General features: G+C 45.8%; 21 protein-coding genes and 1 riboswitch. Of the genes, 16 read left to right on the top strand and 5 right to left on the bottom strand.

Features of this window, described 5'->3' with window-relative positions:
* The first annotated feature begins 23 nt into the window (after positions 1-23).
* The 15 genes from QMA13_RS05240 to QMA13_RS05310 all read left to right on the top strand — a co-directional run bounded on the left by QMA13_RS05240 (position 24) and on the right by QMA13_RS05310 (position 15938).
* Positions 24-1775, top strand: a complete 1752-nt coding sequence (locus QMA13_RS05240; RefSeq protein ID WP_282939978.1) for a hypothetical protein — start codon at positions 24-26, stop codon at positions 1773-1775.
* 573 nt (positions 1776-2348) lie between these two features.
* Positions 2349-3236, top strand: coding sequence for an ectoine/hydroxyectoine ABC transporter substrate-binding protein EhuB (gene ehuB, locus QMA13_RS05245; RefSeq protein ID WP_481858133.1), 888 nt, complete (start codon positions 2349-2351; stop codon positions 3234-3236).
* Between the two features lies 1 nt (position 3237).
* Positions 3238-3891, top strand: coding sequence for an ectoine/hydroxyectoine ABC transporter permease subunit EhuC (ehuC, locus tag QMA13_RS05250; RefSeq protein ID WP_282939980.1), 654 nt, complete (start codon positions 3238-3240; stop codon positions 3889-3891).
* 6 nt (positions 3892-3897) lie between these two features.
* Positions 3898-4617: an ectoine/hydroxyectoine ABC transporter permease subunit EhuD gene (ehuD, locus tag QMA13_RS05255; protein ID WP_282939981.1), complete on the top strand. Its 720-nt coding sequence runs from the start codon at positions 3898-3900 to the stop codon at positions 4615-4617.
* Positions 4614-5384 (top strand): ectoine/hydroxyectoine ABC transporter ATP-binding protein EhuA, encoded by a 771-nt coding sequence (ehuA, locus tag QMA13_RS05260; protein WP_282939982.1) that lies wholly within the window; start codon positions 4614-4616, stop codon positions 5382-5384. The genes ehuD and ehuA overlap by 4 nt, the downstream gene beginning before the upstream one ends.
* A gap of 30 nt (positions 5385-5414) precedes the next feature.
* Positions 5415-5912 (top strand): diaminobutyrate acetyltransferase, encoded by a 498-nt coding sequence (gene ectA, locus QMA13_RS05265; RefSeq protein WP_282939983.1) that lies wholly within the window; start codon positions 5415-5417, stop codon positions 5910-5912.
* 44 nt (positions 5913-5956) lie between these two features.
* Positions 5957-7249, top strand: coding sequence for a diaminobutyrate--2-oxoglutarate transaminase (ectB, locus tag QMA13_RS05270; protein ID WP_282939984.1), 1293 nt, complete (start codon positions 5957-5959; stop codon positions 7247-7249).
* Between the two features lie 34 nt (positions 7250-7283).
* Positions 7284-7667 carry an ectoine synthase gene (locus QMA13_RS05275; RefSeq protein ID WP_282939985.1) on the top strand — a complete coding sequence of 128 codons (384 nt, stop codon included), beginning with the start codon at positions 7284-7286 and terminating at the stop codon, positions 7665-7667.
* 13 nt (positions 7668-7680) lie between these two features.
* Positions 7681-8586, top strand: a complete 906-nt coding sequence (gene thpD, locus QMA13_RS05280) for an ectoine hydroxylase (protein WP_282939986.1) — start codon at positions 7681-7683, stop codon at positions 8584-8586.
* Positions 8587-8651: 65 nt separating this feature from the next.
* Positions 8652-8789, top strand: a riboswitch (cyclic di-AMP (ydaO/yuaA leader).
* A 345-nt stretch (positions 8790-9134) separates the two neighbouring features.
* A complete protein-coding gene (locus QMA13_RS05285) occupies positions 9135-10310 on the top strand; it encodes a KamA family radical SAM protein (protein ID WP_282939987.1) in 1176 nt (391 codons plus the stop codon).
* Positions 10311-10511: 201 nt separating this feature from the next.
* Positions 10512-11222, top strand: coding sequence for an AAA family ATPase (locus tag QMA13_RS05290; RefSeq protein ID WP_282939989.1), 711 nt, complete (start codon positions 10512-10514; stop codon positions 11220-11222).
* A 358-nt stretch (positions 11223-11580) separates the two neighbouring features.
* The gene (locus QMA13_RS05295) at positions 11581-13041 is read left to right on the top strand and encodes a sulfatase family protein (RefSeq protein WP_282939990.1); all 1461 of its coding nucleotides are present in this window, start codon (positions 11581-11583) and stop codon (positions 13039-13041) included.
* A gap of 258 nt (positions 13042-13299) precedes the next feature.
* Positions 13300-14061, top strand: coding sequence for an ABC transporter permease (locus tag QMA13_RS05300; protein WP_282939991.1), 762 nt, complete (start codon positions 13300-13302; stop codon positions 14059-14061).
* The gene (locus QMA13_RS05305; RefSeq protein WP_282939992.1) at positions 14037-14864 is read left to right on the top strand and encodes an ABC transporter ATP-binding protein; all 828 of its coding nucleotides are present in this window, start codon (positions 14037-14039) and stop codon (positions 14862-14864) included. The genes QMA13_RS05300 and QMA13_RS05305 overlap by 25 nt, the downstream gene beginning before the upstream one ends.
* A gap of 21 nt (positions 14865-14885) precedes the next feature.
* Positions 14886-15938: an ABC transporter substrate-binding protein gene (locus QMA13_RS05310; RefSeq protein ID WP_282939994.1), complete on the top strand. Its 1053-nt coding sequence runs from the start codon at positions 14886-14888 to the stop codon at positions 15936-15938.
* 58 nt (positions 15939-15996) lie between these two features.
* On the opposite strand, the gene QMA13_RS05315 is transcribed toward QMA13_RS05310, so the two are convergent.
* The 5 genes from QMA13_RS05315 to QMA13_RS05335 form a co-directional block, all read right to left on the bottom strand.
* Positions 15997-17502, bottom strand: a complete 1506-nt coding sequence (locus tag QMA13_RS05315) for an IMP dehydrogenase (RefSeq protein WP_282939995.1) — start codon at positions 17500-17502, stop codon at positions 15997-15999.
* 373 nt (positions 17503-17875) lie between these two features.
* A complete protein-coding gene (locus tag QMA13_RS05320; RefSeq protein WP_282939997.1) occupies positions 17876-18568 on the bottom strand; it encodes a response regulator in 693 nt (230 codons plus the stop codon).
* Between the two features lie 18 nt (positions 18569-18586).
* Positions 18587-20086 carry a sensor histidine kinase gene (locus tag QMA13_RS05325; protein ID WP_282939999.1) on the bottom strand — a complete coding sequence of 500 codons (1500 nt, stop codon included), beginning with the start codon at positions 20084-20086 and terminating at the stop codon, positions 18587-18589.
* Positions 20087-20422: 336 nt separating this feature from the next.
* Entirely contained in the window at positions 20423-20998 is a 576-nt protein-coding gene (locus QMA13_RS05330; RefSeq protein ID WP_282940001.1) for a GerMN domain-containing protein, read from the bottom strand.
* A 24-nt stretch (positions 20999-21022) separates the two neighbouring features.
* The gene (locus tag QMA13_RS05335) at positions 21023-22417 is read right to left on the bottom strand and encodes an N-acetylmuramoyl-L-alanine amidase family protein (protein ID WP_282940002.1); all 1395 of its coding nucleotides are present in this window, start codon (positions 22415-22417) and stop codon (positions 21023-21025) included.
* A gap of 459 nt (positions 22418-22876) precedes the next feature.
* Between QMA13_RS05335 and QMA13_RS05340 the strand changes: the two genes are divergently transcribed.
* Entirely contained in the window at positions 22877-23572 is a 696-nt protein-coding gene (locus QMA13_RS05340) for a metallophosphoesterase (RefSeq protein ID WP_282943268.1), read from the top strand.
* Positions 23573-24054: the final 482 nt, after the last annotated feature.

The following is a 24054-nucleotide window of genomic DNA, read 5'->3' on the forward strand; positions in this document are numbered from 1 at the left end:
TCCGAAGGCGAGGAAAAGACAAGATGAGCAAACGATGGAAAACGACGCTGACGTCTGTTGTGCTGGGAACAGCTATCATCATGCAGGGAGGCATCAGTCTTCCTGCTGCTGCGGCGGATTCCGCTGCTTCGGTTGAGGAGGCGGTGAGCAATCATTTGACGGAGGCGATCCAAGCCGCCATTAAAGGCGTTTCAGTGGAATCAACCCCGGATGGAAGCCGGGTTGCTGTTACCGTGCGGCTGTACAACGGCAGCTCCATGAAGCAGCGTATACCGGACTATGAGCTGCGCGTACAGACTCAGGATGGTGTGGAATATGCTCTAGATGCCAGCTCCGACAATAAGAAGGCACTCAAGCCTATGGAAATCGGCGAATTGGTTTATATGAGCACGGTCGATAGCAAGACTTCGATGAAGCTGGCCGGATTGACCTTCGTTAAGGTCGATCCATACGCTTACCCGAAGACGGAGACGGTATTGCTAGGCCTTCCGCTCGGTTCGGAGGTTTGGTACGCTTCTAGTGGAACCGCGCTTCCGAGCAAGGAAGTGGCATGGGCGGAAGCTTTCACCATTCCTGGCATAAACTCAGATCTGACCTACACGCCGATCGGGTATGAGAAGCAGAACACGGATAAAGGTCCGATTGGAGTCGTGACTCTGTTGGCCTATAATCCTGCAAGCGGCAGGGAAACGATTCCTGATTTCCGTATCGATGCCCGTGCTGAGCAGAAGACATATATCGGTGCTCGGACGGAAAAGGATACCATTTCGCTTGAAGCTGGCGAGAAGAAATATATTCATTTTGCGATTCCGCTCGAAAATAATGTTGTACCGAGTCGTTTGCTGGTAATGACCAGCGACACATTCTTGTCCGGCAGCTCTCAGGCTGGAGGAACAACAGCTTCAGCAGCAAGCGGCAAAGCGGGTGTTGCTATTGACGTAGGCAGAGTAGCCGTTGCGCTGCCTAACGCCAATCAGGCTGATCCTGCGGCTATGTCCGGTTATTCCATGGGCACCCCAATCGCAGTGGATCCTCTCTCAAAAATAATGGACAATACCCAAGTAGCCCTTGTGGAGCTTCATATGAGCCAAAATCCGGGTGAGGGCTATAAAACGGCCATAGGAAAGTTCATTCTTACCAATAAGGGCGACAAGCCTATCCCTACTCCTGCCTTTGATACGGAGCTTGTGGGCAGTGGTGGAGCGACCTATTCAGGTGTACGACAAACGAATGTATCGGCTTCGCTGAACCCGGGACTCAGCTATGTTGTGAGCTACGTGTTTAACGTGCCTCAAACCGAAACTGGTGAGGGACTCTTCTTAAGGCTGCTCGATAGCCAAATGGCAGCTCCATACAAAGTCGCTGTCGCTTCCGTACCAACAGTGCTCCAGAAGGAAACGGATTCCGATACGTTACAACTGTATCCTTTCGACATCAAGCTTGTGAACTCAACAGTAGGCACAAACTATGCAGCTACTAACAGCGCCTATTCCTATAAGATGAAGCTGGAGCTGGACATCAAGCAGGCGGACAATGTGGTTGTGGATCAAAGCTTCTCGAAGCTGCATTTTGAAGTCGTGGACAAGCTGGGCCGCGTATTGGGAACGGCCGATGGAAGCTTTACCGGAGCGCAGAGACTGGTAAGCGGTACTCAGACCATAGTAACCAATAATATCCAGAGCGAACAATTTGAGTTCCCGATTTCGGTGAACGTATACGAACTGTTCGAAACGCCTAATGGTCAAGCCAAACGGTTCTTAAAAACACTGAATTAATACGAGTCGCAAGAGGCAGTCTCTACTAAGAGAGGCTGCTTCTTTTTTTATAGTAATTGGGCGACACGGCCCCATCCTACGGGTTGAACGTCATTGCTAATCATCGATATCAGTTAATAACCTTTGGTTAATTAAATCGAAATGCGAGGAAAATCAATTGGTCTGACCTCGATGTCGAATAATTGCGAAATAGGGAATTTGGGGACCTACCGAACCTTCTTTATGTGAAAATAGTTGAAAGATGTCGTTCGGTCTTTTTTTTGTGTATCTGTAGGCTTCAAATTGCCTTGTAAGAGTTCGTTAAACGACTCTGGAAATGATTTATCATTCCCAATAACATAGTTCGATCTCAAGTGAAACCAGCGAGTTTGATACGATATGGCATGATTGTGGAGGAATTAGGAGCTTAGGGATGGTGAGGTCCCCTCACTCTAGGTTACAAGGGATTTACTGGAAATATGCAAGGAGGGCCTAAATGACAGCACTGGAAAAACTATGTTAGCATTATAACTGTTCGCGCGAACGTATTCTTAAGAGAGGTTGTGATGCTGCTTGAGAAGGAGTTTAGCGATAGTGCTGTTTCTAACGCTTCTCACATCAGTCGTCGGTTGCGGGGAAGTCCACGAGGCCAATACCGGAGGCGGAAATACGAGCAAACAGGAGTCTGGGGCGGGTAACGACACCTTAGCTAAGGTGAAGCAGCAAGGCTTCGTTACGGTAGGCTTTGCCAACGAGAAGCCATATGCTTACAAGACATCCGACGGTGAATTGACAGGAGAAGCAGTAGAAATTGCCCGGATTGTTCTCGACAAACTGGGTATCAAAGAAATGAAGGGTGAGCTGACAGAATTCGGATCGTTGGTCGGCGGCCTTCAAGCCAAGCGATTTGACATGGTTACGGCAGGGATGTTCATCAACGCTCAACGCTGTCAGGCGGTTCTCTTCGCTAATCCAGAGTACAGTATTGGCGAAGCCATTGCGGTTCCCACAGGGAATCCTCAAGGACTTCGCAGCTACAAGGACATTGCAGATAAGAAGGATATGAAAGTCGCCGTCATGACCGGCGCTATTGAAATCGGATATTTGGAGAAGTCAGGAGTTGCGAAGGAGCAAATGGTGCTTGTGCCGGATCAAGCTTCTGCATTAAACGCTTTACAGGCTAACCGGGCACAAGCCGTTACGATGACGGGGCCTGCACTTCAAGCGATGCTGGACTCCGCTAAAGATAGCAGTCTGGAGAGGGTCGCAGATTTTGAACAGCCCGTTATAGACTCGAAGAGCGTAAGAGGGTATGGTGCAACGGCATTTCGTCCTGAGGATAAGTCGTTTCAGGAAGCTTTTAATGCAGAGCTTAAGAAGCTTAAGGACTCAGGGGAGCTTCTTACGATACTGAAGAAATTCGGATTTACCGAGCAGGAGCTTCCTGGGGATTTGACCTCTGAAGCTTTATGCAAGGAGTAATATGATTACTTCTTGGATGGAATTTATCCCTCTGCTGATGCAGGGGGCTAAGATAACGGTAGAAATAGCTTTCCTTTCTTCGGTAGCTGCTGTAGTTGTTTCGCTTGTCACCGGTTTATGCAGGTTATCCAAGCTGAAGATCATACGATTTCTTGCATCGGTGTACGTCGAGTTTTTTCGGGGAAGTTCGCTGCTTATTCAATTATTTTGGATGTATTTTGCACTTCCGTTCATCGGGATTGAGCTCCCTAAGCTGATTGCTGCGGTTATTGCGTTTGGATTGAATTACGGGGCTTACGGATCGGAAATTGTGCGCAGCTCCATCGATGCAATTCCTGGTGGTCAATGGGAGGCCGGTAAAGCTCTGAACATGAAATATCGGCAAACGTTGGTCCACATCGTATTACCTCAAGCCTTCGTTAGAATGCTGCCCCCGTTCGGCAATCTGCTTATAGAACTGATTAAAGGAACATCGCTTGTTTATTTTATTACGCTAGCGGACTTAACGTATCAAGCTATGGTGCTAAGAAATAATTACATCTCCTGGTCACCACAAATTTTGGTGCTTCTGCTTTTGATTTATTTTATTATTGCCTCTCTGGTATCCTTCGTGATGCGTTTTGCAGAACGAAAAATCGCTGCAGGGAGGATGTAAAATCGTATGTGGAACTGGAATTATGCGCTTCAAATCTTGCCTGAGCTTCTAAAAGCATTACAGGTCACGCTACTTGCTACTTGCTGCGGCTTTGCTATTGCTTGTATCGGAGGATTGCTTCTTGCTCTGGCTGCAGCTTCAAGATGGTTTTTGCTGTCGACCGTATCGCGTTGGCTAGTGGAATTTATTCGCAGCACACCGTTACTGGTACAAATCTTTTTCTTGTATTATACCCTCCCTAAAATTGCGAATATTTCTTTACCTGCTTTTGCTGTGGGGATCATAGGATTGGGACTGCATTACAGCACTTATATGTCAGAGGTATATCGCTCCGGAATCGAAGCCGTACCTAAGGGACAATGGGAAGCGGCAGTGGCCTTGAATTTTCCGAAAGTAAAAACATGGGTAACGATTATTTTACCTCAAGCCATTCCGCCTATTATTCCCGTGATGGGAAACTACTTGCTGGTCATGTTCAAAGAGACCCCTGTTCTATCTGCCATTACCTTGGTTGAAATGCTACTCACCGCTAAAAATATCGTATCCGAATCATACCGGGTATTCGAGCCTTATACCATGGTAGGTATTCTATTCTTAATTATTAGTTATCCTGCATCTGTCCTTATTCGTGTATTGGAAAAACGTTTGAATCTTCAACCGGGTCAACGTTCTACAGGTAAGCAAGCACAAGAAAGCTTAAGCTCTAAGAAGGAGGTGGGAGCTTGAAGCCTATAGTGAAATATTCCGAAGTAAGCAAGTCATTCGGGGATTTGGAAGTATTGAAACAAATTGATTTGGAAATCGCGCCAGGAGAGAAGCTTGCCATGATCGGTCCAAGCGGTTCAGGGAAAACAACACTGGGAAGAATGCTCATGACCTTGGAGGAACCGACTTCTGGAACGATTGAATTGGATGGAGAAATGCTCTGGCATATGCAGATCCGTGATCAGCTGATCCGAGCCAACGAAAAGCACCTGCATCGTATGAGGGGAAAAGTGGGGATGGTGTTTCAGCATTTTAATTTATTTCCTCATATGAATGTACTGCGCAATGTGACGGAGGCTCCGCGTAAGGTGCTGGGGTTGTCCAAGGAAGAAGCAGAAGACAGGGCTGTGACGATGCTTGGCAAGGTGGGGCTTCAAGATAAGCTTCATGTGTATCCCGCTCAGCTATCCGGCGGCCAAAAGCAGCGGGTTGCTATAGCGCGAGCTCTAGTCATGCGTCCTATGGTCATGGTGTTCGACGAAGTCACCTCGGCTCTGGACCCGGAGCTGGTCGGTGAAGTGCTTGAGGTCATTCGTGAGATTGCAGAAGAGGGCGACATGGCGATGATGCTGATCACCCATGAGATGGATTTTGCCAAGGAGATAGCTGATCGAGTCGTCTTCGGAGCGGAAGGACGTATCGTTGAACAGGGCCCTCCTGAGGCTATTTTCGAAAATCCGCAAAGCGAGAGGCTGCAATCTTTTCTCAAAAGATTCCGTTCATCTTAAAAAAACGAGCAGAAAGGAGTGTCCTGTTCGATGAGTACAGAAGCGGAGATTCGTTATCGCAAGCCTGTCCAAGAGGACGGGAGACACGTGTGGAAGCTTGTAAAGCAAACGGAAACACTCGACGTTAATTCAGTCTATTGTTATATCCTGCTGTGTGATTATTTCAAGGATAGCTGTATCGTAGCTGAGGATGAGGACGGTATCGTAGGCTTTGTGTCTGCTTTCCGAACACCGGAGAAGCCCGAGCTTCTGTTTATTTGGCAGATTGCGGTTGCTCCGGATAAGCAAAGAAGAGGGATAGGCAAGAAGCTGCTCAGCGAGCTGCTGTTAGCGGAATGCTGCAGAGGAATTCGTTATTTGGAAACGACAATCAGCCCGTCGAACCTAGCTTCAAGGGGATTATTTCTGGAGCTGGCCCAACAACGCGGGCTCGAATGCCGCTTATCTCAAGGATATCCGGCATCCTCATTTCCACAGGAGCACCACCATGAGGAAGAAATTTTGTTTTGTATAGGACCGATATCGTAGAACAGATGTGAACGAAAAAATACATGGATTCTGGGAGGAAACCGATGAAAATGCCTACGCTGGAAATGCCCTCAATGAAAGTTTTTGATGAAATGGAATCCGAGGTTCGCAGTTACTGTCGCAGCTTTACAACGGTTTTCGAAAAAGCTAAAAATGCCAAGCTATGGGATAAAAACGGAAATGAATACATTGATTTTTTTGCTGGCGCAGGAGCATTGAATTACGGGCATAACAATGATCGGATCCGTGAGAAGCTGCTCGACTACTTACTGAAGGATGGAGTTACGCACAGTCTGGATATGGCGACAAGCGCCAAGGAGCATTTTTTAACCCGGTTTAACGAGGTGATTCTTAAGCCAAGAAAGTTAAGCTATAAGGTGATGTTTCCAGGACCGACAGGTACGAATGCAGTAGAGAGTGCGCTCAAAATCGCTCGTAAGGTGACAGGACGAACAAGCGTAATTTGTTTTACTAACGCGTTTCACGGGATGTCGCTAGGATCGCTTGCGATAACAGGCAACTCGTTCAAACGTAAAGGTGCTGGCGTGGAGCTAGGGAATGCTGTATTCATGCCGTATGATGGCTACTTTGGCGAAGGGATGGACACCTCTCGTTACATAGAGAAGCTGCTGGACGATCCGGGGAGCGGAATTAGCTTGCCTGCTGCGGTCATACTCGAAACGGTGCAAGGAGAAGGCGGACTAAACGTTGCAAGTCAAAAGTGGCTTAGAAGTATAGAAGCGCTGTGCAGAAAAAGAGGGATTTTACTCATCGTGGATGACGTTCAAATGGGATGCGGACGTACAGGGACTTTCTTCAGCTTTGATGGATCGGGTCTGGAGCCGGATATCGTGTGTCTGTCAAAATCGATAGGAGGATATGGGCTGCCTATGGCACTGACGCTGCTAAAACCGGATATCGATCAGTGGAGTCCTGGCGAACACAACGGTACCTTTCGTGGGAACAACCTTGGATTCGTGGCTGCCACTGAGGCGCTTCGGTATTGGGAAGATGATAGGCTTAACCAAGAGATCGCGATGAAAAGCAGGCTTATACGTACATCCTTGGAGAACATGCTGGCAAGTCGCCCTGAGCTGCAAGGGGAAATTCGTGGTAAAGGGATGATTCAAGGAATCGCTTTTCGACAGGACGGTATGGCGGAACGGTTGTGTGAACGCGTATTTGCCAGAGGATTAATCATGGAAACGTCCGGTCCCCGCAGTGAAGTGGCGAAGCTCATGCCTCCATTGACGATCGGGGGAGAAGAGCTGGATAAGGGGCTGCGCATACTTGCTGAAGTAATGTCTCAATTGCCGGTTGTTGATGAGAATAAGTGAACCATAATCTTGGATAACAAGGAGCGGATAACCTATGATTGTTAAACATTTGGATCAATTGGTCAATACAAGAGACGATGTGGATACAACAACCTGGAACTCAAGGAGACTGCTGCTGCGCAAGGATGGCATGGGGTTTTCGATGAATGATACATTAATTAAAGCGGGTACGGAAACGCTGATTTGGTATCAAAATCATGTGGAGGCAGTCTATTGTGTAGAAGGTGAAGGAGAGATTGAGGTTATCGGCGGGGAAACATACGAGATTAAGCCGGGTATGCTGTACGCACTTGACGGACATGAGAGGCATTTTTTACGAGCGAAATCCCAAATGAGAATGATCTGCGTATTCAATCCACCGCTAGTCGGGCAGGAAGTACATGATGAAAGCGGAACGTACCCATTAATCAAGGACTAAGGGAGGAAATCAAATGAAGAGCATGAATGCTGTAAGTGATACGAATCAAAGACAGGACCTCTACCCTTCACGAATTTCTGAACGACCTGTCATTATTGAACGTAAAGACCCCGTCGTGTATTCTAAGTGGAGCCCGGCGAGTGGCATCAGCCAAGAACAGTCGGATTTTTATCATCAGCAGGGTTATTTATTTATTGAATCCTTTTTTACGCCTTCTGAGGTAAAAGAGTATCGAGATGAGCTGAAGCAACTATGGGCAACGAGTCGTCAATCCGATGCGAGCGAGGTCATTCGGGAACCGGATAGCGAAGAAGTTAGATCCATATTCAACGTTCATCGTAGCAACGATGTGTTTCAGGCTTTATCAACTCATTCGAAGCTCAAAAACATTGTCGATTATATCCTTGGAAGTCCAACCTATATCCATCAATCTCGAATAAACTTTAAACCGGGTTTTACAGGCAAGGAATTTTACTGGCATTCTGATTTTGAAACATGGCACGTCGAGGACGGGATGCCCCGAATGAGGGCTCTGAGTTGTTCGATTGCGCTGGAAGATAATTATCCGTTTAACGGGCCGCTCATGGTAGTCCCTGGTTCCCATAAGGATTTCGTCGCTTGCGTCGGTCAGACACCGGATGATCATTACAAAGATTCGCTTCGGCGTCAGCAATACGGCGTACCTGATCAGGACAGTCTCACTGCATTAGTGAAACAATATGGGATTGAGACTCCTGTGGGCAAAGCAGGTTCCATCGTCTTATTCGATTGCAACATTATGCACGGGTCGAGCAGCAACATCTCGCCAATGCCGAGAAGCAATGTGTTTTTAGTATATAACAGTGTTGAAAACAAACTGCAATCGCCTTATTCAGGCCAGCAGCCTAGACCGGAATTTATCGCATCGCGAGATGAATAATCGTTAGATCAATCTAAATAAATAATTTCTTGATACAAATTGACGCATCCCTGACCGTAGTGTATGATAATAATACGCTTAATTTCCGGTTTATTTATCGGAAAGCGGGGGAACCACTTTTTGGGGCGAATCATGAAGTATATGTAGGGAACCATCTTTCCCGAGCCCGGCAGCTAACCTCGTCAGCAGTGGATGGGTCAACGTTTTTTTATGCATCATTATTGCATTCATTGACCCGTATTCCGGGTCTTTTTTTATATTGTTGGACGGACCCGGTTGATAGCAATTGGACGCCTACGCTGGACTGTGTATTACGGTCGCGGTGTTATGGCCCTGTTGCTGAACGGGTCTTTTTGTTGTCGTAATAACCAATAATTATAATTTATTACTTTTTTTGTAATTTGAATCATCATACTAAAGATGAAGGAGTGATGTGGCAACCCCTTTGAGGGCCTATGATGAGCAGTTCGACGATGAAGTATAGCTCGTGGGAAAAGTAAGGTGAACGTTGTAGTCAAAAAAATCTGTCATTCCAAGGAGGATCATCAATGCCGCAACCGAAATATATTACCGATATTAATAAAATCCAGGAAATACCTGAGCAGGACAGAATAAAGCTGCAGCAAATAACGGATAAGTTCGTGTTTCGCGTGAACGATTATTACCTGAAGCTGATAGATTGGAACGATCCCAACGATCCTATCAAGAAGCTGGTCATTCCGAACGAAGGTGAGCTATCTGAATACGGCCGATGGGATGCGTCTGACGAAGATACGAACTACGTAGTGCCTGGATGCCAGCATAAATATAAGACGACGGCGCTACTTATTGTATCAGAAGTGTGCGGCGCCTATTGTCGTTACTGCTTCCGCAAACGCTTATTTCGGAATGATGTCAAAGAAGCGATGTCGGATGTCAACCCGGGGCTAGAGTATATTGCAGAGCACTCTGAAATCAATAATGTGTTGTTGACGGGCGGAGATAGCTTGATTCTTGCAACATCCAAGCTTGCCTCCATATTGGAAAGACTAAGAGCAATTGAGCATGTGAAAATTATCCGACTAGGTTCAAAGATCCCTGTGTTTAATCCGATGCGAATTTATGAAGATGAGCAGCTGCTCGAAACCATGCGTAAATATTCCACCGCTGACAAGCGCATTTATGTCATGGCCCACATTAACCACCCGCGCGAAATAACAGAGGAAGCGAAGCGAGGCTTCGAGGCGCTGCATCAGGCGGGTGCCATTGTAGTCAATCAAACCCCGATTCTCAGAGGTATCAACGACAATCCAACCATATTGGCCGAGCTGCTCGACAAGCTATCTTGGGCGGGGGTTACTCCTTATTATTTCTTTATTAATCGTCCCGTTGCGGGGAACCGTGATTTTGTCCTTCCATTATCGGAAGTGTACCGTATTGTAGAGCAGGCCAAGGCGAGAACCTCCGGCTTAGGCAAAAGAATCCGTTTATCTATGAGCCATACGTCGGGGAAAATCGAGATTCTGGCGATCGAGAATGGCAAAGCTTATTTGAAATATCATCAATCCCGTGAGGATCATTATGGCAAATTTATGATTATGGATTGCCCGAAGGATGCGGCTTGGTTCGATGATTTGCCTGGAAGTGAACAACATTGGAAACAACCGACGAAAAGATCGGATACTATAATATCTGTTAACGAGCTTCCCGATATGCCGCAAGGCAGAAGCTTGACCCTCAGCTGAAGCAGCTTCGCTGAGATGTAAGGAGGTACCTTCCATGAGAGGGTACCTCTTTTTGTTGGATGAAAGAAGGTCTCCGAAATCGACCGTGAAGCTGCTGAAGAAACTCTGATCACTTTGCAAAAAAAAGATAATCACGTTATAATATAGAAACATACGTTCTTATTTGGTCTGGTTTGTGATGGTGAAGGGAGGATGAGGACTATGTTCTTGCGAAGTGTGCAGATCATGAAGCAGCAATTTCCTAATCAAACGGCTTATCCGTTTTCAATATCCGCGTTAAATGGAGTAGAATCGATCAACCTCCAAGGCAATGTTACCTTCTTTGTCGGTGAGAATGGTTCAGGTAAATCCACCATTTTGGAAGCTATCGCATACCAATGCGGTTTTAATACGGCGGGAGGGGGAAGGAACAACTATTTTGAGGTTGATGCATCCAGTTCCTCTTTAGGCAATTATATAAGGCTGTCGTGGATGCCCAAACTTACGAACGGTTTCTTCCTGAGGGCAGAAACGTTCTATCAGTTTGCCAGCCATATTGACGAGATGCCGGAAAGCCTCCAATATTATGGAGGACGCTCCTTGCATGCGCAATCCCACGGAGAAGCGTTCTTATCTTTGTTTCAACACCGATTCGGCAAAAAAGCTATCTATCTTCTCGATGAGCCCGAGGCTGCGTTATCGCCTGCCCGGCAGCTCGCGCTGCTGAGGATTATGAAGGATTTGGAGAGAGAAGCACAATTCATTGTGGCTACTCACTCTCCGATTTTACTCGGCTATCCCGATGCTCAAATATTGAATTTCGACCAGTCTCCTATTGAATCCATCCGGTATGAGGATACGCTGCATTATATCGTTACCCGACGCTTTCTGGAAAATAAAAAAGCGGTTTTGGCGGAGCTATTCAGTGAGTAAAATGATATCATTTTATATTTTCTTCTATACCACAATGCCCGATTGTGGGAGATGTTCATTCATTAAAGTGAAAAAGAGAGGTAAGTCGACAAAATTAAGGTTGAAATAACATTGCTTTCATCTGGCTTTAATATTCCTCATCTAATATTATAAGTGACCCCCTTAATATAGATTGCTGCCCACAGCATATGGCTGTGGGCAGCGCTGATTTTAGGCTAACCGAAGCAGTGTTCGGTTAGCCTATTTTATTTTTTGTTAGAAAAAGGTTGAAAATAGTTCAACCTTTTGAGAGCGGCGCCACTCCCCTATAATAACATTATCTCGCAAACGAATGATTAGACAGGAGGTAAGCGCATTCATGAGAATCATCTATTTGGACATCGATTCGCTTAGACCGGATCATATGGGCTGCTACGGCTACAACCGGAACACAACCCCTAACATTGATAAAATTGCCTCGGAGGGTGTAAGGTTCAACGACTGCTACTGCGCATCATCCCCTTGTGTACCTTCGCGCGGAAGCTTTGTATCTGGGCGCTTTGGCATTCATCATGGAGCCTTGACGCATTGGGGACCAGGCGGAGAATTCCAGTACCCGGAAGGAGACGGACACAGCAAGGAGATTCCCTTTTTTACCCGGTATTTACGTGAAGCAGGAATGAAAACGGTTACGTTCTCATCCTTTGGAGATCGCCATCACGCCTGGTGGTATTTTGCAGGGTGGAACGAGGTCCATACTCATACCTTGAGAGAAGGCAATGAAAATGCCGATGAGGTCAATGCCTCCGTCATTCCTTGGTTGAAACAGCACGGTACAGAAGACAATTATTTCTTACACATCCAGTACTGGGACCCGCATACGTTCTATACGTACCCTATCGAATATATGGAGCAGTGGAAAGATGCACCGGTTAAGGCTTTCCCTGATGAGGCTACGATAGCTTCGCAGCAGGAGCACAGCTTCCCTCGCTCAGCCTCCTTCTTGCACTGGGGAGACAAATACCCGGCAACCATGCCTGGTCAAATCTCGAACCGCAGCGATTTCAAACATGCGGTAGACGGTTATGACGGCGGGATTAGCTATATGGATAAACACGTTGGACAACTGCTGGATACACTTCGCGAATTAGGCATCGAAGACCAGGTCTGCTTCATCATTAGTGCGGATCATGCCGAATCCATGGGTGAGCAGGGCATTTATCTCGAACATGCAAGCGCTACCGAAGCGGTTCACCATCTGCCGCTGATCATCAAGGTTCCTGGAATGCCGAATCAAGGAACGGCAATCGACGGTTTTGTCTACAATGTGGATGTCATCGCGACCATTGCTGATATGGCGGGATTGAAGGTGCCGTCCGGTTGGGACGGGAATTCATTCCTTCCTGCACTGCAAGGTGAGCATTGGCAGGGACGAGATTACCTAGTGATGGATCATGCGCTATATGTATGTCAAAGAGCTGTACGCGATGATAAGTGGTACTTCATTCGCACATACCATCCGGGCTTATACCTTCATTTCGATGAAGTCACACTGTACGATATGGTTAACGATCCGAACCAAACAACGAATGTGGCCGAGCAGTATCCCGATATCGTCAAGGAGATGGATCACCGACTATCCGAGTGGCAGCATGAGCAAGCCCGCAAGCCTGGCTACAAGGTCGATCCGCTTCAAAAAGTAATAGAGACAGGTCCTTGGAAATATTTAAGCGTCGACGATTGGATTCGTAGGCTGAATCAGAAGGGCTGGAGCGAGGCGGCTAACCAGCTTCGTACGACTTACTGCCGGGAAGCCGTTCAGCCGGCTTACGATGGATAAGGTTATAGAGACAACGTAGCAAGGCTTTCTGTTGCAAAGCTCTGCAATGTGCTGTGAATAAGCAGTGGAGCGGCGGGATCGTTCTGGAGAAGCGTTAGCGTTCGCCTTTGTCCACGGATTTCAACTAATAAGGTGGAGAAATTCAAGAAATCCGTGGACAACAGTGATCGGAAGAATGATCCGCTCGTGCAACGGCGAGCTATTCACCGTTTTTAACGAAGTTGAGCTTTCTCACGAAAGCTCTTAGGAGGTTACATCATGAAAAAATTACCACACTGGATGCTTACTTTTATCTCCATAGTGATTGGGATAGCTCTATGGTATCTACTGTCTGCGATACCGGCGGTAGGCGCAATTATTACTAACCCGACCATCGTCATCAAAACGTTCCTGTCTGAAGCGGCTAGCGGAAGAATGTGGACAAACATAGGAGCGAGCTTGTTCCGGGTATTGGGCGGCTTCTCTCTCGGCCTGATCGTAGCGATTCCTGTTGCCTTTTTGATGGGCTGGTACAGTGTCATCCGATCAGTCGTGGAGCCGTGGATTCAATTCTTCCGCACGATCCCGCCTATCGCTCTTATTCCGTTGGTCATTGTAGCTCAAGGGGTAGGCGAATCAGCCAAAATCACCGTTATTTTCGTTTCGACGTTTCTGGTCATGGTTATCTCGATCTTTCAAGGTGTCCGCAACGTTGATCCAACGTTGATCCGAGCTTCCCGGGTATTGGGAGCGAGAGACAGGGATATTTTCTTTGAGGTTATCGTACCTGCTTCGTTTCCTTACATTCTGGTCGGCGTCCGGCTCGGTCTTGCAGCTGCCTGGACGACTCTCGTAGCGGCCGAGCTGACAGGTGCGAACAAGGGGCTTGGCAATATGATTATGGAAGCGAGTCTGTATTTCCGTATGGAGGTCGTTATTCTCGGAATTATCGTTATCGGAATTATCGGCTTGGCAATGGATAAATTGGTGCTCTTTTTAGAAAGGAGGCTAACCGGATGGCAGGAAGTACGCAACACCTAGACAAGCAGAGCCATGGAATATCGACAGCGCGCCCCAAAATCGAGATTAGCCAACTATCGAAAATATATAAGGGGCGAACGGGGGATGTCACGGCATTACAAAATACCGATCTGACGATCGGGCAAAATGAGTTCGTCTGCGTAGTAGGTCCAAGTGGCTGCGGCAAAACGACTTTGCTCAATATTATCGCGGGACTTGAGGATGCTACGTCCGGTTCTGTGAAGGTGGATGGAGTGGAAGTCAAAGGACCTGGTAAGGAGCGCGGTGTCGTATTCCAGCAGTATGCGCTGTTCCCTTGGAAGACCGTACTGAAAAATGTAGAGTTCGGCTTGAAGCTTCGCGGCCTTAACAAAGTGGAACGAAGAGAGACGGCGGAAAGATATTTAGAAATCGTCGGGCTCAAAGATTTTGCACACGCTTACCCTAAGGAGTTATCCGGAGGGATGAAGCAGAGGGTAGCTATCGCGAGAGCTTATGCGGTACAGCCGGAAGTATTATTGATGGATGAACCGTTCGGCGCATTGGATGCACAGACAAGAGCACAGCTTCAGGAAGAGCTGCTCAAAACATGGCAAACGGAGAAAAAGACCTGCTTCTTCATCACTCATGACGTAGAGGAAGCGGTCATACTTGCTCAAAAGGTCATTATTATGAGCGCACGTCCGGGTCGGATCAAGGAAATTATCGATGTGGATATTCCCTACCCAAGAGATCAAGCAACGAAGCTCGACGAACGATTTGTTCAGATCAAGAACGAGATATGGTCCAAAGTGTATCGCGAATACCTGGAAGTGGCAAAATAATTGTATAAAGGAGAGGTTCCTATGTTTCTGAAACGGAAATCATCAATTCCTGTTCTGTCCGCTGTGCTCGGCTTAACCCTCTTGCTCGCTGCATGTTCTTCAGGTGGTGCAGGCAGCACTTCTCCGGCTCAAGCTCCTGAGCCTAACAAGCCAAGTGGTAAAACACCGACGATCAACGTTGCTTATATGCCCGATATGAATGGTGCAACGCCTATCGTGATCGGGGAGGAGAAAGGCTTCTTTAAGGAAGCAGGCATTAACGTCAATGCGGTTAAATTTCTGAGCGGTCCTCCGGAATTTCAAGCTATGGCCTCGGGCGATATCGATATTGCTTACATTGGTCCAGGCGCAACCTTTCTAGCTGCACAAGGCAAAGGACACATCATTGATATTGTTAGCCTTGGCAAAAGTGATATGGTGTTCGCAACGAAAAAGTCCGGAATCAAGGAATGGAAGGACTTGAAAGGCAAAACCGTTGGTGTACCTAAAGGAACCTCTGGCGAAATGGTGTTGAATCTAGGTCTGGAAAAAGGTGGCCTTAAGCCTGGGGACGTAAACATTGTCAATATGGATGTAGCAGGAGCCGTATCTGCTTATGTTGCTGGTAAAGTAGATGCTGTTGCCATCTGGTCTCCGTATACGCTTGAAATCGAGAAGCAGGTCGGCAAGGAAAACATGGTGAAGCTTGGGGATAACAGCGATTTCTTCCCAGATTACATTTTCCCAGCGAGCTGGGTTGTTAATCCGAAGTTTTTGCAGGAGAAGCCTGAGTTAGTAGAGAGCTTCCTGAAAGCGATTGCCAAAACCACCGACTATAAAATTAAAAATAAAGATGAAGCGGTTAAAATGACGGCGGCTTATACACAGGTACCTGAGGAGTCATTAAAAATGCAGCTGGATGCTCTGGAGTGGCTCGACAACAAGCGGGTAGCGGATGCATTCAAAGACGGCTCAGCGAAAAAATGGTACGAAAACCTGGAAAAGCTGTTTGTACAAAATGGCAGCTTGAAGGAAATTACACCGGCCGACAAGTTTTTGATGACGGCTCCATTTCTTAAAGCTACAGGACAATAAGGATAGTTGAAAAAGGAGGGGCGTTCCCCTCCTTTTTGTTGTACCAGTTCTATATAAATTAATGACTTTCTTCCGACAGGCTGCTTTCCTTCAGGATAACATCGTGCGCTCCGCCCTCAACGAGACTTGTCGCCGAGACGAGAGTAATTCTCGCTACACGCTGCAGCTCCTCGATACTCGTGGCACCGCAGTTGCACATGGTGGATTTGATTTTGCCAATCGTTTTATCCAAGTTTTCCTGCAGGCTGCCGGCATAAGGCACGTACGAATCAACGCCTTCCTCGAACAAAAGGTTGCTTTTCCCGCCAGTGTCATACCGCTGCCAATTGCGAGCACGATTGGAGCCTTCGCCCCAGAATTCTTTAACAAAATTGTTGCCTACTCTCAGCTTGCGCGTAGGGCTTTCATCGAAGCGGGCAAAATACCTTCCCATCATGACAAAGTCGGCCCCCATAGCTAAAGCCAGCGTGATGTGATAGTCGTGAACGATACCGCCATCCGAGCATATAGGTACATAAATGCCCGTTTCCTTGAAGTATTGATCTCTCGCTTCCACGACCTCCATGATCGCTGAGGCTTGTCCGCGGCCGATTCCTTTTTGTTCCCTGGTAATACAAATAGAGCCTCCACCAATGCCAACTTTAACGAAATCAGCTCCGGATTCAACCAGGTATAGGAACCCTTCACGGTCGACGACATTGCCTGCGCCAATTTTGACGTCAAAATTCGCTTTAACGTATTGCACTGTTTCTCGCTGCCACTCGCTGTATCCATCAGAAGAGTCGATAACGAGAGCATCCACACCGGCCTCTACAAGAGCAGGAACGCGTTCCATGTAGTCCTTTGTATTGATCCCTGCGCCTACAATATAGCTTTTGTTTCCGTCCAGCAGCTCAAGAGGATTCTCTTTATGGGCGTCATAGTCTTTGCGGAATACGAGATATTCCAGGTTCTGCTGATCATTCACAATCGGCAAGCAGTTCAGCTTATGCTCCCAGATCAAATTGTTCGCTTCCGATAGCGAAATGCCGGATTGACCATAAATCAGCGTGGAGAAAGGCGTCATAAATTCGTGGATTGGCTTCGTCAGGGGGTCGCGGCTGATACGGTAATCACGGCTGGTGACAATACCTAGCAGCTTGCCGCTGGCTGTACCATCCTCTGTAATAGCCACAGTGGAATGAGAGGTTTTTTCTTTTAAATCTAGCACATCCTGAAGGGTGTGTTGGGGAGTCAAATTGGAGCGGCTAACGACAAAGCCAGCTTTGTATCCTTTGACTTTGCGAACCATTTGCGTTTGTTCCTCTATGGATTGGGAGCCGAAGATGAATGAAATGCCTCCGCACCGGGCTAGAGCGATCGCCATCCCATGATCGGATACGGCCTGCATGACGGCTGATGAGAATGGAATATTGAGCGATATTGCCGGCTCTTCACCTTCCTTAAACTTCACGAGCGGTGTTTTCAAACGAACATTTGCCGGTGTGCATTCCTTGGTCGTCAGATTAGGAATTAACAAAAATTCACTGAAGGTGCGGGATGGTTCCAGGTAATACGTGGCCACTTCATTCATTCCTCCTTGGTTTGTATAAGATATTGAAAGCTGTAGGTAAATTTTTTCAATCTTATCACTGAACCGCATTTTGGGTCAATAAATTTTTTGTAAAAAAAGAAAACAGCCGTTTTCGGCTGTGTATAATGTTAAGAAACCTATAAAACTTGAAATATTGCTAGTATACTCCAGTGGGGTATGCCCCTCCAGCCGCTGTTGAAACCCGTGAATGTGATTAGAATTAGTGGTATATTCACGGATTTCAAAGGCGGACGTAAACTCCTCCGATGCATACCCCACTTACCAATATAGCAAATTTCACGAAGAAACGGTTCCTTGACAATCTCAAAGCCGATTCCGGCTGTTTAAGCGCTGCTAGAGGTAGCTAATTATTGCCTCTTACTTTATGAATGAGATGCTGCACATTCAAATCGCGAAGCATAGCGGTGACTTCTTTGGACCTTTTTTTGTTAAACTTTTTCAGAATCATATTGATCTGCGTTTTGATGGTGGACAGCTCGACTTGGCGGTGCTTGGCGACTTCGGCAATTTTCATATCTTTCAATAGAAGCTCTAATATTTCTAGTTCGGTCGGCGTCATTTGGGACAATATGATGGTGGCTTGGAGCAGGCTTTCTTCATTGCGGCGAATACGTGAAAATTCATTTTTAATTTTGTATGAGAACTCCGGTCTAATTTGAACAATCCCGTTGTACGAATTGCGTATGCTGGAGATGATGACCTCGGGAGAGCTGGTTTTGAGCACATAATCGACAGCACCAGTTTCAAAAGCGTTAAATACGGTTTCGTCATCCTCATGCACCGTCAGAAAAATAATTTTCATATGAGGGTACTGCATAAGCACCTTCTCAGCCGTAATAATCCCGTCGTTCTTCATATCCATTTCAATATCCATGACGACGATATCGGCCTGATGCTCCTGCAAATGCTGTAATACTTGTTTCCCGCTTGAGGCTTGTGCGACAACAATCATATCATCCTCACGGCCGATCAACAGGCAGAAATGCTCACGCAACACATCCAAATCCTCCGCCACAATAATTCGTATCGGGTTCATACGGACACCAACTTTCAATTAGGATTTCAACACGTATAGCGGAACAATGATTTGAAATGTGCTTCCCTCGCCTGGTTTACTATCGAGATGGATGCGGCCATAATGACCTAACACGATATGCTTGCTGAAGGAAAGTCCGACGCCCCAGTTTCTGGTCGTATTCTTGTTCGTATAGAAGGGATCAAAGATCGTTTCTTGAAGCTCTGGTTCGATACCGGGACCTTCGTCGATGATTTGGATAATGACCCAGTTTTCCTCTACATAGCTATTAAGCAGCACGACGCCTCCAATATCTTCGTTAATGGCTTCGATAGCGTTAATCAATAAGTTGTACAAAGCTTCCGACAAATGCTCCAAATCCGCCAGTACCATACAGTCGCTGTCAGGAATGTCGGCCTGTAGATCAACATGCTCGGGGATCACCTTCAATCGTTCCAATGTCAGTTCTACAAGGGTCTGAACGGCAACGGGTCTTAGATGAAGCTGATTGGTCTTGAATGAATCGTAGAGCTGATCCAGTCTCCCGAGCGTCTGGGTTACAATATCGCCCGCTTTGGTAAGCGGTTGCATAGGATCGTTAGGTTGAAGCGCTCCTTGAGCCGCACCTTGCTCTTTGGCCTGCTGAATAAGCAGTTGGATCATGAGCAGTTGATTCTTGATGGCATGCGTAAATACTCGCGCTCCCATGTTGGCTGTGTTCAGCTTGCGCTGAAGCTGCAGATCGCTTTTGCCCATCATTTTCTCCACTTCGGTATATCGCCAAATCGAAAGGATACTTACAAGCGACAAAATACCGGTAAAACCAATGCTGGCATACCAACCGAATAACGAGAGAGGGGGATTGAAATTGGAAAAGTCTGAATAAAGCACATAGTAGGTTCGTACGTCGAATACCTGCAGCGGTCCCATAAACCCGAGGTAAAAATAAAATAGCACCAGGGAAACAACGCCATACAAAATATGCTTGCTTTGCTTTTTGACCCAGGGGATCGTCATTTTACGATACTTGCCGATCATAAGCGCCAAGGCTACAAGAAGTGAGACTACGAGCCAACCACGGGTGATCCAACCAATAATATACGTAACGTTGCGATCAAGGACGGAAAGAGCCCATTTATAAATAATCGGATCATAAAAGATAATGTTAGCAATGGGAAGCAGGGTGTTAAGGGCAAAAATTTTCCATAACTGCTTAAAGGGGCGGTAGTAGAAAAGCGAAACGGAAAGCCCGATTAGACTGAAGACAAACAAAGACCTGCCTATTGTGATCATGCGGCTGATGCCTTCGATCTTGATAGGCAAAACCAGCAAAAAATTACGGATACTGTCATTGAAGAACAGCACAATATTAACCTTATAATAAAATCCGCCGTATTTAGCTATGAACAGGATCAATCCAGCCATACTAAGAAACCAGCCGACCAGAACAAAGCCCATCCAGTATGCAGAAGGATTATGCGACTTGGTAATAAACAGAACGATCGCAGCAATCATGAGCACAATAAGTAGAATAGTCATACAATCACCCTCGTGAGGAAGTACACCTATTTTAACATAAATAGCGATGTCATTCGCGTTTTTTCGACATCATCTCCGATGCCTGTGTACAGCAAAATTTAGCTTTTCAAATGAGGTGGTTTTGTAATATAATGATACCTCGTCTGTATCGAGGAAAAGATGGTTATCAACAATATTATCCACATTATCAACAGCATCCAAAGCTAAGCTGTGCATAAATCGGAGTTTACTTATAAACATATCCACAGTGTGGGTTATCCCCAACTTTTTCATCCACAGGATGGATGCAACAAAAAAAGCAGAATGCCGTAGCAATCTGCTTCTTTCGTGGTGCTATTAACGCTTAATAGGATGAGGTAGATCCATATGACCCATTAGCGAGTCAACAGCCTTGCCGTCAACCAAGATATCGATGGATTCCACTTCCGGGAATTGAAATAACGTTTTCTGAATCGCTTGCAGCAGCATAGACTCCCCTGGAGCGCCGAGACGCCCTTCGTTGGACATTGTCATGTCCAGTGTGAGCTTACCTTCCTTAAGGACAGCGGATTTAAATCCAAGCGCTTGAGCCAGAGGAATAAGATTGCTGTTCTCGGGAGCTTTCTTCAAAGTCCAAAGAGAAGCGGTATACTTGTCCTTATCCTCGTTGTAGTTGATAGTGACTTCCTTCTCAACCAGCTTCTCTGCCTGATCATCCCCGTAATAAGCTTTGATTTGTTTGGTTAGGGGCTCCTTCTTAGCATTTTGCGGAGCTTCCGAAGGTGTAGGAGTTGGAGTTGCCTGGCTGTTGACAGCAGAGTTCTCGGAGCCTTGAGAGGCTCCTCCATTGCTTAACGGCTTTTGACCGCATCCGGACAAAACCAATGCAACGGCACCCGTAAGAATCAAACCGCGTACGATATGTTTTTTCATTTTAAAAATCACCGCCTTTTACCCTTACTGAATGTTGAGCTGCTCTTTGATTCCTGCCACGATGGCTTCGGCAACCCGGTTTTGGAATGCTTCATCAAACAGAGTCGCGCTTTCCTTCGGATTCGACAGGTAACCGATTTCCAACAGCAAAGCGGGCATGTTTGTTATTTTTACCACGCGGAACGCTTCTTGACGCACTCCACGGTCCGGCAATCCGGTTGCAGCGGCCAAATGATTGTGCATGATATTAGCAAACTCAACACTGTCCGACTTGTAATAATACGTTTCCGTTCCTGTTGAAGTTGCTATATAGCTGTTGCCATGAATGGAAACGAAAATGTCGGCGTTCAGGTCATTGGCGAACTTGCCGCGGTCATCGAGCGGAATAAACGTGTCGTCATTGCGCGTCATCAAGGGCTGGATTTGCGGCTCTTTTTGGAGCAGGTTGTACACTTTTGTCCCCATCATAAGATTGAATTCTTTCTCAGTGCGGCCATTCGCCGCTTTTGCCCCTGGATCTTGGTCTCCGTGGCCTGGATCGATGACAACCTTATACTTGGCTTTATTGAGCACACCGACAAGCGAGGATGTGTTCAGTCCGGATTCCCACTTCAGGTCGATAGAGTCCTTCATATCCAATACGACGCGGACAGAATAGGGATTGTTGTTAAATAAAGAATAGCGAACACTTGATACATAAACGCTGTTAGATACAGTATCACCGCTCTTAGACGCTTCATTTTTGTATAAGGACGGGTTCAAAACGGCATTAGGAATATCGATAACAATTCGATTAGGATCACGCAGTGAAAACATAGTAGGCTGAAGCGCTCCGGAATCTGCTTTAATAAGCAGCTGGGTAGGAGTCATTTCAATCGATTGAATGACAGGCAGCGGATTTCCGTTGGCGTCGGTAGCAGGCTTGTCCGTTTTATCAGGTTGTCCCGTTGGAGGCAGCACCGTTTCCGTTGTTCCTGTCTTGTCTTTCAAATATACTGCACGGGCTACATCGTTCCAGTTGACCTCAATGCCCATATTCTCGGCAATAAAGCGAACAGGGAGCAACGTATTTCCATCAATCAACAATGGAGCAGAATCCAAAGGAAGCTTAGTGCCATTCACAGTTGCTGAAGGCTTGTCGATAACCATTTGTATGTTCATCGAATCCTTGGTAATTGTAACTTGTTGTTGTGCTTGATTCCACGTTACCTTGGAGCCCAGCTCCTCAGCAATGATGCGTACGGGAACCATGGTCACATCTTTAATAATTCGTGGTGCAACCTCGGGATTCAATTGCTTCCCATTAAAATATAAAGGTATGCCTACGGCCGAACCTTGAGGAGCGGCAGATGCGAAGGCAGGGATCAGCAGGGCGATAAGCAGCAGCGATAATAATGTAGTAACTAACCTTAACTTCATTGTTCACCTCTAAAAAATAATCGTTGTAAGGAACCCGTTGGGAGGGGGACAGCATTTCCTTCGTTGTCAGCGCTCTCCGCAAAAACCAGTAAATATGTAGACACTATAACCCCCTTTTCGACAGAGTACATGTTATTAGACTCATGCCTATGCGAAATGTTGCATTTTTCCAAGGCCTATTTCTTAGATTGGGTCTATGGACGCAGTAACGTGCTGCTGTATGGTTTGGGTGGATGTGAACTGAATTGAAGGTTTTTTGATAAGTGAAAGCCGTTCAGGAAATAAATGTTAAATATCAATTAACTTTAGTGTATACTAGAAGATAAAACTAATTGGAGTGAAGGTAATGAGTCTAGAGGAGAAATTCATACAAGATTTATCGAACAAAGGATATTAAGACATCAGGTTTAAGTGAACTTGATGTTTTTTATTATTCTAAGTTGGAGGAAAGCTTTGGAGGTGGATATTATGTATATCACAGGGGACATACATGGGTACGGTGATATAAGTAAATTAAATTCCAAACAATTTCGTCAGAGCAGAAACTTAACTAAAGAGGATTTTGTGTTAATTGCAGGAGACTTTGGACTGGTATGGGATAATCAAAATGACGAGATATACTGGCGTAAATGGTTACTAAATAAGAATTTTACAACTCTTTTCATTGATGGAAACCATGAGAATTTTGATTTGCTTGAAAGCTATCCGGTGGACAACTGGAATGGTGGGAAAGTACACGTAATTAACGAGAGTATTATGCATTTGATGAGAGGGCAGGTATTTACAATCAATGGATTTAAGTTCTTCACATTTGGAGGGGCTCGATCTCATGATAAAGAATTTAGGAAAGAGAACATCAACTGGTGGGCAAGAGAAATGCCAAGTAATGAAGAATATTTAGAAGGACTAAGGAATCTAGAAAAGCACGATTGGAATGTAGATTTTGTTGTAACTCATACTTGCCCAGCATCTACAATTGAGTTACTTAGGCAAGACTTAAGCTTAAACATTGAAATAGATGAGTTGAATACATATTTAGACAATATTAAAGAACGATTAAACTACAAATGCTGGTATTTCGGTCATTTTCATAATGATATTAAATTGCCAAACAATCAAACTTTAATTTTTAATAGAGTAGAAGAGCTAATTTAATATTCTTATATACATGACATCTAGGGTGCTGGTTGTAACACCACTCAGCATAATTATAAATCTTATCTTGCTCTCTTTCTCTTAAATCACTATTTCTATGGGCTTTGACAAGCCTTTCTCTTAAAAAGATTAATAAAGAATAGATTGAATCATCTCTCTGAATAAACTGGAACCTTAGATCATAAAACAATTCAAGTGCAATTCTTCTCCAAGAACAATGTTAATAACCTCCTATTTAAAGGCCTCACAAGATTGTCTGTTTGATACGACTTCCTTGGGTTAATGTTTATCTATTTGAGGACCTTATTTGAATGGATGTTGCGAAAAGACGAGGAGAGTTATAAACAAGTTAGTAAGAGAATATAACAGCATTAATAACACGAGCTTTGAATACTAAGTACTTACAATGAACTGAATAATAAAGTGTAATTCCCTTTTTACCGTACAAATTTTAAAAAGCCTATCTTCGTCAGGGGAATACC

Origin of the sequence: Paenibacillus sp. RC67, from assembly GCF_030020805.1 — a bacterium.
GTDB lineage: Bacteria > Bacillota > Bacilli > Paenibacillales > NBRC-103111 > Paenibacillus_S.

What these genes read in the sequence shown, in the direction of transcription:
- QMA13_RS05240 (WP_282939978.1), top strand. Translation starts at nt 24, where the DNA reads ATGAGCAAACGATGGAAAACGACGCTGACGTCTGTTGTGCTGGGAACA.
- ehuC (WP_282939980.1), top strand. Translation starts at nt 3,238, where the DNA reads ATGATTACTTCTTGGATGGAATTTATCCCTCTGCTGATGCAGGGGGCT.
- ehuD (WP_282939981.1), top strand. Translation starts at nt 3,898, where the DNA reads ATGTGGAACTGGAATTATGCGCTTCAAATCTTGCCTGAGCTTCTAAAA.
- ectA (WP_282939983.1), top strand. Translation starts at nt 5,415, where the DNA reads ATGAGTACAGAAGCGGAGATTCGTTATCGCAAGCCTGTCCAAGAGGAC.
- ectB (WP_282939984.1), top strand. Translation starts at nt 5,957, where the DNA reads ATGAAAATGCCTACGCTGGAAATGCCCTCAATGAAAGTTTTTGATGAA.
- QMA13_RS05275 (WP_282939985.1), top strand. Translation starts at nt 7,284, where the DNA reads ATGATTGTTAAACATTTGGATCAATTGGTCAATACAAGAGACGATGTG.
- thpD (WP_282939986.1), top strand. Translation starts at nt 7,681, where the DNA reads ATGAAGAGCATGAATGCTGTAAGTGATACGAATCAAAGACAGGACCTC.
- QMA13_RS05285 (WP_282939987.1), top strand. Translation starts at nt 9,135, where the DNA reads ATGCCGCAACCGAAATATATTACCGATATTAATAAAATCCAGGAAATA.
- QMA13_RS05290 (WP_282939989.1), top strand. Translation starts at nt 10,512, where the DNA reads ATGTTCTTGCGAAGTGTGCAGATCATGAAGCAGCAATTTCCTAATCAA.
- QMA13_RS05295 (WP_282939990.1), top strand. Translation starts at nt 11,581, where the DNA reads ATGAGAATCATCTATTTGGACATCGATTCGCTTAGACCGGATCATATG.
- QMA13_RS05300 (WP_282939991.1), top strand. Translation starts at nt 13,300, where the DNA reads ATGAAAAAATTACCACACTGGATGCTTACTTTTATCTCCATAGTGATT.
- QMA13_RS05305 (WP_282939992.1), top strand. Translation starts at nt 14,037, where the DNA reads ATGGCAGGAAGTACGCAACACCTAGACAAGCAGAGCCATGGAATATCG.
- QMA13_RS05310 (WP_282939994.1), top strand. Translation starts at nt 14,886, where the DNA reads ATGTTTCTGAAACGGAAATCATCAATTCCTGTTCTGTCCGCTGTGCTC.
- QMA13_RS05320 (WP_282939997.1), bottom strand. Translation starts at nt 18,568, where the DNA reads ATGAACCCGATACGAATTATTGTGGCGGAGGATTTGGATGTGTTGCGT.
- QMA13_RS05325 (WP_282939999.1), bottom strand. Translation starts at nt 20,086, where the DNA reads ATGACTATTCTACTTATTGTGCTCATGATTGCTGCGATCGTTCTGTTT.
- QMA13_RS05330 (WP_282940001.1), bottom strand. Translation starts at nt 20,998, where the DNA reads ATGAAAAAACATATCGTACGCGGTTTGATTCTTACGGGTGCCGTTGCA.
- QMA13_RS05335 (WP_282940002.1), bottom strand. Translation starts at nt 22,417, where the DNA reads ATGAAGTTAAGGTTAGTTACTACATTATTATCGCTGCTGCTTATCGCC.